Origin of the sequence: Microbispora sp. CSR-4, from assembly GCF_008033685.1 — a bacterium.
In the GTDB taxonomy this organism is placed as follows: domain Bacteria; phylum Actinomycetota; class Actinomycetes; order Streptosporangiales; family Streptosporangiaceae; genus Microbispora.
This window is the reverse complement of the sequence record NZ_VJVX01000048.1, coordinates 63,136-70,882: the sequence shown is the minus strand read 5'-3', so window position 1 is coordinate 70,882 and position 7,747 is coordinate 63,136. Positions and strand designations below refer to the sequence as shown.

The 7,747-nt window shown below is 74.7% G+C and carries 9 protein-coding genes; 2 read left to right on the top strand and 7 right to left on the bottom strand.

Annotation, left to right across the window (positions count from 1 at the left end):
* Positions 1-152: 152 nt before the first annotated feature.
* Positions 153-572 carry a tRNA (N6-threonylcarbamoyladenosine(37)-N6)-methyltransferase TrmO gene (gene tsaA, locus FLV34_RS29200; protein ID WP_261985949.1) on the bottom strand — a complete coding sequence of 140 codons (420 nt, stop codon included), beginning with the start codon at positions 570-572 and terminating at the stop codon, positions 153-155.
* Between the two features lie 36 nt (positions 573-608).
* On the opposite strand from tsaA, the gene FLV34_RS29195 reads away from it, so the two are divergent.
* Positions 609-1,217, top strand: a complete 609-nt coding sequence (locus FLV34_RS29195; RefSeq protein ID WP_261985948.1) for a YceI family protein — start codon at positions 609-611, stop codon at positions 1,215-1,217.
* Positions 1,218-1,247: 30 nt separating this feature from the next.
* Complete coding sequence (locus FLV34_RS29190; protein ID WP_261985947.1) at positions 1,248-2,093, top strand: NAD-dependent protein deacetylase; 846 nt, start codon at positions 1,248-1,250, stop codon at positions 2,091-2,093.
* Positions 2,094-2,102: 9 nt separating this feature from the next.
* Here the strand turns inward: FLV34_RS29190 and FLV34_RS29185 are convergent, their stop codons facing one another.
* The 6 genes from FLV34_RS29185 to cbiE are packed head-to-tail and all read right to left on the bottom strand — an operon-like array spanning position 2,103 to position 7,746.
* A complete protein-coding gene (locus FLV34_RS29185; RefSeq protein ID WP_142648486.1) occupies positions 2,103-2,972 on the bottom strand; it encodes a sirohydrochlorin chelatase in 870 nt (289 codons plus the stop codon).
* Positions 2,969-3,556, bottom strand: a complete 588-nt coding sequence (locus tag FLV34_RS29180; RefSeq protein ID WP_142648487.1) for a precorrin-8X methylmutase — start codon at positions 3,554-3,556, stop codon at positions 2,969-2,971. Before FLV34_RS29180 ends, FLV34_RS29185 begins: the two co-directional genes overlap by 4 nt.
* Positions 3,553-4,659, bottom strand: a complete 1,107-nt coding sequence (locus FLV34_RS29175; protein ID WP_222709662.1) for a HoxN/HupN/NixA family nickel/cobalt transporter — start codon at positions 4,657-4,659, stop codon at positions 3,553-3,555. The genes FLV34_RS29180 and FLV34_RS29175 overlap by 4 nt, the downstream gene beginning before the upstream one ends.
* Positions 4,656-4,886, bottom strand: coding sequence for a 4Fe-4S binding protein (locus tag FLV34_RS40800; RefSeq protein WP_187280773.1), 231 nt, complete (start codon positions 4,884-4,886; stop codon positions 4,656-4,658). The genes FLV34_RS29175 and FLV34_RS40800 overlap by 4 nt, the downstream gene beginning before the upstream one ends.
* Positions 4,865-6,550 carry a precorrin-3B C(17)-methyltransferase gene (cobJ, locus tag FLV34_RS29165; protein WP_147944624.1) on the bottom strand — a complete coding sequence of 562 codons (1,686 nt, stop codon included), beginning with the start codon at positions 6,548-6,550 and terminating at the stop codon, positions 4,865-4,867. The genes FLV34_RS40800 and cobJ overlap by 22 nt, the downstream gene beginning before the upstream one ends.
* A complete protein-coding gene (gene cbiE, locus FLV34_RS29160) occupies positions 6,547-7,746 on the bottom strand; it encodes a precorrin-6y C5,15-methyltransferase (decarboxylating) subunit CbiE (protein ID WP_142648491.1) in 1,200 nt (399 codons plus the stop codon). The genes cobJ and cbiE overlap by 4 nt, the downstream gene beginning before the upstream one ends.
* Position 7,747 lies beyond the last annotated feature (1 nt).

Here is a 7,747-nt window from a genome sequence, read left to right as displayed (position 1 = left end):
GGCCTGCCAGTTCCACAACCGCGACCGCTACCAGCACCCCGACCGCTACACCCGCCGCAACGTAGGCGAAGACCGCTGGGCCTTCACCTACCACCGCCTGGGGAGAATCCGGCGCGTGTCAAGCGAATCTACAACGTAAAGGCGGAAGGGTGTCACCGCTCGGTCGCGTCGAGCACGGGCTTGATGTCGATCACAGGTGTGCCGTCGATGGCCTCCAGTGGATGCACGCGCAGGCCCCGTGCGGGGTCGGTCTCCAGGACCGTGACCCGGTGCAGGCCGATGGGGTTGGGGCGGTCGGGGGAGCGGGTGGCGAACACGCCGGCCAGCGGGTTGCTCGTCTCCCCGCGCGGGTGGACCCGCAGGGTTTCGCGGTCGGCCTGGTGGAACCAGGTGAGGACGAGCACCTCGTCGCCCGTTGTCATCCCGTCGAGGGCCTCCCCGACTGCGGGATCGATCTCCAGCCAGGCGTCCGGCGCGCCCTCACGCCCCTGCCGGGGAGCTTCGGTGCGATCGGTAAGCGTGGAGCGTACGACTCCGACGGGCCGCAGCGTGAACGACATGGGTTCGCTCATGATCCATCTCCTTCTGGGGGGGATCGGATGCCCACCATGTCATCCGGCACCGACATCCCCGGCCCGTTCCGTGGGAATGCCCACGAAATGGACGTCGAGGCGGGCACGTACGCGTTGGGGCCGAGGTCCGGCCGGCTCCTGGTCCTCACCGGGCGCGCCGGGCTGGGCGCCAAGGCCGGGCACGATCTGACGATCGAGGTGACCCGGTGGCGGGGCGAGGCCGTGGTGACGCCGGACGACCCGGCGGGCTGCCGGGTGACGCTGGAGGCCGAGGTGGCCTCGATGCGGGTCAGGGAGGGCACGGGCGGGGTCAAGCCGCTCACCGACTCCGACCGGGTAGAGATCGAGAAGAACATGCGCGAGAAGGTCCTCAAGGCGGATCGACACCCTCTGGTCACGTTCCGCTCGACCCGCGTCGAGGGGGATCCCGACGCGTTCCACATCGACGGGGATCTGACCATCGCAGGCGTCACGCGGCCGGTCACGGTGTACGGCGCGATCGAGGAGGGACGGGCCCGCGGCCGGGCCACCGTTGTGCAGTCCGAGTGGGGCATCCGCCCCTACACCGCGTTTTTCGGAGCGCTCAAGCTGCGCGACGAGGTCGAGGTCATCTTCGACGTACGGCTGGGGGAGGGGCGGGGCTGACCTGTGCGCAGGTTGGGGCACCATGGATGCGTGACTGTGGCACACGACGCGGGTATTGCCGAGCGGTTGGGACTGCTGACCGATCTCGTGGCCGACGGCGAGGTGGTGATCCTCAGCGGGGCCGGTCTGTCGACCGAGTCGGGGATCCCGGACTACCGCGGTGAGACCGGGCGCAGGCGCAGGGCCGAGCCGATGACCTACCAGACGTTCGTGAGCAGCGCCCCCGCCCGCAGGCGTTATTGGGCACGCAGCCACCTGGGGTGGCGTCACATCGTGGACGCCGCGCCCAACGCCGGGCACCGGGCGGTCGCCGAGCTGCAGCGTCGCGGCCTGGTCGCGGGGGTCATCACGCAGAACGTCGACGGCCTGCACCAGGCGGCGGGCGCGCGCGAGGTCGTCGAACTGCACGGCAGCCTGCACCGGGTGCGCTGCCTGGGCTGCGGCCAGCGCAGCTCGCGGGAGGCGCTCGACCGGCGCCTGCGGGCCGCCAACCCCGGCTGGCAGGCCAGCTCGGAGATGATCAACCCGGACGGCGACGCCGTCCTGGACGCGGACGAGATCGAGACGTTCCGCACCGTGGACTGCGGGGGCTGCGGCGGCGTGCTCAAGCCCGACGTGGTGTTCTTCGGCGAGAACGTGCCGCCGTCACGGGTCGAGGAGTGCTACGCGCTGACCGAGCGGGCCGGTCTGCTGCTCGTCCTGGGATCCTCGCTGACCGTCATGTCGGGTTACCGGTTCGTCCGGCGCGCCGCCGCCCGTTCGATTCCCGTCGCGATCATCAACCAGGGGCCGACCCGGGGCGACGGGGAGGCGCTGATGACCCTCGACGCCCCGCTCGGCACGACCCTCACCACCCTCCTGCGCAACCTCTCCTAGCAGCCTCTCCTAGGCGTGCACGTGCGCCGGGTCATCGGGATGGTGGTGCGGGTGCTGGGCGGCGCCCACCCGGTGCTCGTGGCCCGGCAACGGCACCCGGTAGAGACAGGTGTCGCAGTTCATCCGGATGTCGCCGCGCAGCGCCTCGTGGTAGCGCTCCAGCACGAGGCCGGCCAGCGCGGGCGCGGGCCCGATCACGTCGGCGCAGCGCACCTCGACCTCGGGGTGCGCCGCGGCCCACTCCCGTGCCTGCTCGGCCGTACGGTCCGGGAGCACGCCGCTGAACAGGAAGTAGGGCAGGACGACGATCCGGCGGGCGCCGAGCAGCCGGGCCCGTTCGAGCGCGGCCGGCACGCCGGGATCGGCGAGGCTGATGAACGCGGGCTCGACTCCGGCCAGGCCGCGTCCCTCCCACAGCAGCCGGGCCACCTTGACGTGTTCGGCGTTCGCGTCGGGGTCGGAGGAGCCGCGGCCGACGAGCACGACGGTGGTCTCCGGGCGCTCGGACGGGTCGAGCACCGCGTCGAGCCGCTCGTCGAGCAACTGGAGCAGGGTGGGGTGCGGCCCGAGCGGCCTGCCGTACGCGTAGCCGAGGCCGGGGTGGCGGAGCGCCTCCCGGCGCAGCGCGGCGGGCACGTCGCCCTTGGCGTGCCCGGCCGCGACCAGCACGAGCGGAACCACGCCGAGCCTCGTGTGCCCGGCCCTGGTCAGCGTCGCGACCGCCTCACGCAGCGGCGGGTAGGACAGTTCGATGAACCCGCCGGCGACCGGGACGGGGGACAGGGCGGCCACCTCCTCGACCAGCAGGTGGAAGCCGCGGACTCCGGCCGGGTCCCGCGTGCCGTGGCCGACGAGGAGCAGCGCCGGCGAGCCGGTCATAGTGGATCCTCCCGATCTTCTGAGGCGTACAGAAGTGCGTTGACGGCGGCGGCGGCGACCGCCGAACCGCCCTTCTCGCCGCGGTTGCTGACCGCGGGCAGTCCCGACGCGCGCAGGGCGGCCTTGCTCTCGGCCGCGCCGACGAACCCGACGGGCAGGCCGACGACGAGCGCGGGGCGGACGCCGAGGCGCAGGATCTCCTCCAGCGCGGTGGGAGCGTTGCCCACGGCCCACACCGCCCCCGGGCCCACCTCGTCGTACGCCAGGTGGACGGCGGCGGCGCTGCGGGTCAGGCCGTCCCGCGCGACGGCCCGGCGTACGTGGCAGACGGGGGCGACGGCGGTGATCCCGGCCGCGACCATCTCGACGTCGGTGACCACGGGGGCGCCGGCGCGCAGGGCGTCCGCGGCCCGCCGCAGGTCCTCCTCGGCGGAGACGACGAGGTCGGCCAGGTAGCCGAGGTCGGCGCTCGCGTGGATGACCCGCTCGGTCACGGCGCGGGTCAGCGGCGGCAGCCCGGAGGTGTCGGCCCGGGAGCGCAGGATCTCGTACGACCTCGCCTCGATGGGGTGCACGATCCTCATTCGGCGTACCTCCGGCCGAGCCCGGACAGCCGCCACACGATGGCGGCGCCCGCCCAGACGACGGCGAATGCGGCGACGATGACGTAGCCGAGCATCTCGAAGTGCTCGGCGAGCGACGCGTACGCCGCGAGAGGTCCGCGGAGTCCCCCGAGCCCACCGGTCCCGGCTGCCTCGGTCAGCAGCCCGGCGAGGTAGACGCTCGCGATGAAGGCGGCCACGACGACGGTCATCCCGGTCGTCGCCGCGTTGTAGTAGAGCCGCCGGGCGGGGCTGCGGTGCGCCCAGGAGTAGGCGCGCGACATCAGCAGGCTGTCGGCGGTGTCGCAGGCGGTCATCCCGGCCGCGAACAGCAGGGGCAGGGTCAGCACCGCGAGGGCGGGCAGCCCGCCCTGCGCCGCCGTGCCTGCCGACAGCGCGAGCAACGTGACCTCGCTGGCGGTCTCCAGGCCGAGCCCGAACAGGATGCCGACGGGATACATGTGCCACGACGACCGGATCAGCCCGCGCGCCCGGCGGCCGAGCATCCGGTTGAGCAGGCCGCGGTTGAGCAGCAGCACCTCCAGCTCGTTCCGGTCGAGCGTGCCGCGTGTCATCCGGCGCCACAGGCCGATCACCCCGGCGAGGACGAGAGCGTTGAGGACGGCGACGAGCAGCAGGAACGACATGGCGACCACCTGGGACACCAGGCCGCCGACGTGCCGGAGTTCCTCGACGCCGTCCCCGGCCGCCGCCGCTCCCGCGGCGGCCGCGACGATCATGGCGAGCACCAGGACGACGGTCGAGTGGCCCAGGGCGAAGAAGAAGCCGACGCCGACGGGACGGCGGCCCCGCTGCATCATGAGCCGGGTCGTGTCGTCGATGGCGGCGATGTGGTCGGCGTCGAAGGCGTGGCGGACGCCGAGGCTGTAGGCGAGCGTCCCGGCGCCCGCGAACGCCCCGGCCCCGGCCAGGCCGTTCGCGTAGTAGAGGTAGAGCGCCCAGCCCGCGATGTGCAGGGCGGCGACGACGGCGACGATGCCGCCGATCCTGGCCCGTTCGCGGGGCGTCCAGGCCCCGTGGGATTCGACACTGTGGGTTTCGACACTGTGGGTTTCGACACTCACGCCCGCACCTCCAGTACGGCGTCGACGGGGCATACCTCGGCGCACTCGCCGCAGCGGGTGCACCGGCTGTCGAGCACGACGAGCGAAGCGCCGGGCCGGCTGTCGGGCCGATCACCGGGCCGATCACCGGGCCGGCCACTGGGACGGATCGCGTGCTCGGGACAGGTGAGCAGGCAGGCGCCGCATCCGGCGCACGCCTCGGTTACTAGGTAGGCGAGGGCTGCCACGCGTCCCCCCTCGGCGTCACGAAGCGGCCCGCCACGACCCTGCTGGACGTGGCGCCGACGATCACGAGACTGCGCATGGTCACGGCGGACACGTCGAGCCGGCCGAGCGTGGTCAGCGTGACGCTCTCCCCGGGGCGGGTCGCGTCGGTCACCACTCCCGCCGGGGTGCCGGGCCCGCGCCGTTCGGCGAGGATCTCCAGCGCCCGGGGAAGCTGCCGGTCGCGCCCGCGCGAGCGGGGGTTGTAGAAGGCCACGACGAGGTCGGCGTCGGCCGCCGCCCGCACACGCCGTTCGATCGCCTCCCATGGGGTGTGCAGGTCGGACAGGCTGATCGCGCAGTGGTCGTGGCCGAGCGGCGCGCCGAGCAGCGCGCCGGCGGCGAGCATGGCCGTCACCCCCGGCACACTCACCACATCGAAGGTGTCGTCGGCGAATTCGAGTGCCGGCGCGGCCATCGCGTAGACGCCCGCATCGCCGCTGCCGACGAGCGCGACCGCGTGCCCCTCGCGGGCCAGCCGTACGGCGGTGCGGGCGCGTTCCTCCTCCGCGCCGAGGCCCGACGCGATGACATGCGTGCCGGGGCGCAGCAGGTCGCGGATCTGGTCGACGTACTGGTCGAGGCCGACGAGGTAGCCACAGCGGCGCACTTCGGCGACGGCGCGCGGGGTCATCAGGTCGCGGGCGCCGGGGCCGAGGCCGACGATCGCGAGCCTGCCGCGGGGCCGCAGCCGTGCGACGGCCGCGGTCGCCATCGCCGACCTGCGCTTGGGCACCACGAGCTCGCCGCCGCCGGCGAGCGCGGCGGCCTCCGCCACGCTGGGGGTGCCGACCGCCCGGCGGACGACCTCGCTGGGGTGCGGCACCTCGACCCGGGCGAGCCGCTCGGCGGGGTGGGTGACGAGCGGCACGCCGAGCGTGCGGGCGGCCTCGACGATCCCGGCCTCGTCCGCCTTCACGTCGGCGGTGGCCAGGCGGACGACCGAGCGGGGCGACAGCCCGGCATCGGCGAGCGCCTCACGGATGAGCGCGAGGACCTCCTCGGCGGCGACGCCCCGGCTCGCGCCGACGCCGACGACGAGGCTCGGCGGCCGGACGACGACGGCCGGGCGGGGCGGTTCCCCGAGCCGGGCGGTGACCACGACACACGGCGGACGCGGCGTCTCCGCCGCGACGACGGGCAGGGGCGGCAGCGGCCAGGTGGCGTCGGCGGTGAGCGTCACGCCCTCACCATCGAGGAGCGCACGGGTCACGGCCGCCACGTCGCCCTCGACCGGCAGGCCGAGCGTGTCGAGCGCGCCCGTCCCGGTGGCGTCGGTCGCGGTGGTGACGACGGGAGTCGCGCCGAGCACGTCGGCGACCTCGTGCGCGAGCCGGTTGGAACCCCCACTATGGCCGTCGCCATGACCCCCGATCAGGGCCACGGCGAAGCGGCGCGCCTCGTCCACGCAGACCACCCCGGGGTCCTCGTGCTTGCCGCCCAGCAGCGGGGCGATCAGCCGTACGGTGGCGCCGGTCGCGAGGAAGCACACGATGCGGTCGCATTCGCGCCAGGCCCGCGCCAGGTCGGCCACCGGATACGACCGAGTGTGCGGCCACGCCCGCTCCAGCAGCGCGGCGGCGGCCCGGCCCGCCTTGGTCGCGGTGACCAGTCCGATGACCGTCATCGATGCCCCCACACAAGAAAGACGGGATTGGCGGCCACGAGCCTGGTCGCGCCGTCCGGCAGCGCGCCGAACCTGCTCGCCGCCAGCGACACGCCCCCGACCTCGTACGACGCCGTGGCCAGCGCGTCGCGTACGGCGGGCAGCCGGTCGACGGCGGCGAGCGCGACGACCACGGCCCGCGCGCCGAGGGCCGCCACGTGGCTCACCACGCCCGGCCCGCCGCCGCCCACGAACACGGCGTCCGGGGCGGGGAGCCCGGCCAGGCAGCCGGGGGCCGCGCCGTGCACCACCCGCACCTCGACGCCGTACGCGGCGGCGTTGCGGCGGGTGCGGTCGCACTGGGCGGGATCGCGGTCGACGGCGACGACGGCGGCGCCGAAACGGGCCGCCTCGACGGCCACGGAACCACTGCCGCAGCCGAGATCCCACACCAGGTCGCCCACGCGGGGACCGAGATGCGCGAGGGCCAGCGCCCGCACCTCCGCCTTGGTGATCATGCCGTCGCGGTGCTCGAAGCGCTCCTCGGGCAGGCCCCACCGTTCCGGAGCCGGGTTCGGCGGCGCGGCCCAGCCACGCGGAGACGGGCCGTCCGCCAGGCACAGCACCACGCTGGGGCCGGCCCACTCCCTCCCGGCGGCCTCCTCGGGCGTGCACGGGGTGACCCGCTGATCGGCGGCCCCGAGGCGTTCGGCGACCAGGAGACGGCGCGGCCAGCCGCGCAGCGCCGCGCCGATCTCGGCGGGACCCGCGCCGGGGGCGGTGAGCACGGCGACCTTCGCCAGCGCCCGGCAGGCGTTGACCGCCCGGCGGGGGTCGCGCCCGTGCGCGCTCACCACGACGGCGTCGTCCCAGTTCAGCCCGGCCAGGCCGAAGGCCGCCGCGACCGAGGAGACGGCGGGCGCGACCTCGACGTCCAGGCCGTGCTCGCGCAGCAGGCGGACGAGGCCGAAGAACCCGGGGTCGCCCGAGGCGAGCACGACGGCCGGGCCGTCGTGGCCCGCGAGGGCCCGCACGCCCGCCGTGACGTTCCCCAGCACGACGCGCTCCGCCTGCCGGGGGATGGGCAGCGCGTCCAGGTGGCGGGCGGCGCCGGCGACCAGCGTCGCCTCGGCCAGCCGCGCGGCTGCCCAGGAGGCGAGCGGCCGTCCGTCGACGCCGATGACGGTCACCACCCGCGTCACCATCCGCGTCACCATC

Coding starts and splice junctions, on each gene's coding strand:
- tsaA (WP_261985949.1), bottom strand. CDS start 572: ATGAGCGAACCCATGTCGTTCACGCTGCGGCCCGTCGGAGTCGTACGC.
- FLV34_RS29195 (WP_261985948.1), top strand. CDS start 609: ATGTCATCCGGCACCGACATCCCCGGCCCGTTCCGTGGGAATGCCCAC.
- FLV34_RS29185 (WP_142648486.1), bottom strand. CDS start 2,972: ATGACCGGCTCGCCGGCGCTGCTCCTCGTCGGCCACGGCACGCGGGAC.
- FLV34_RS29180 (WP_142648487.1), bottom strand. CDS start 3,556: ATGAGGATCGTGCACCCCATCGAGGCGAGGTCGTACGAGATCCTGCGC.
- cobJ (WP_147944624.1), bottom strand. CDS start 6,550: ATGACGGTCATCGGACTGGTCACCGCGACCAAGGCGGGCCGGGCCGCC.
- cbiE (WP_142648491.1), bottom strand. CDS start 7,746: ATGGTGACGCGGATGGTGACGCGGGTGGTGACCGTCATCGGCGTCGAC.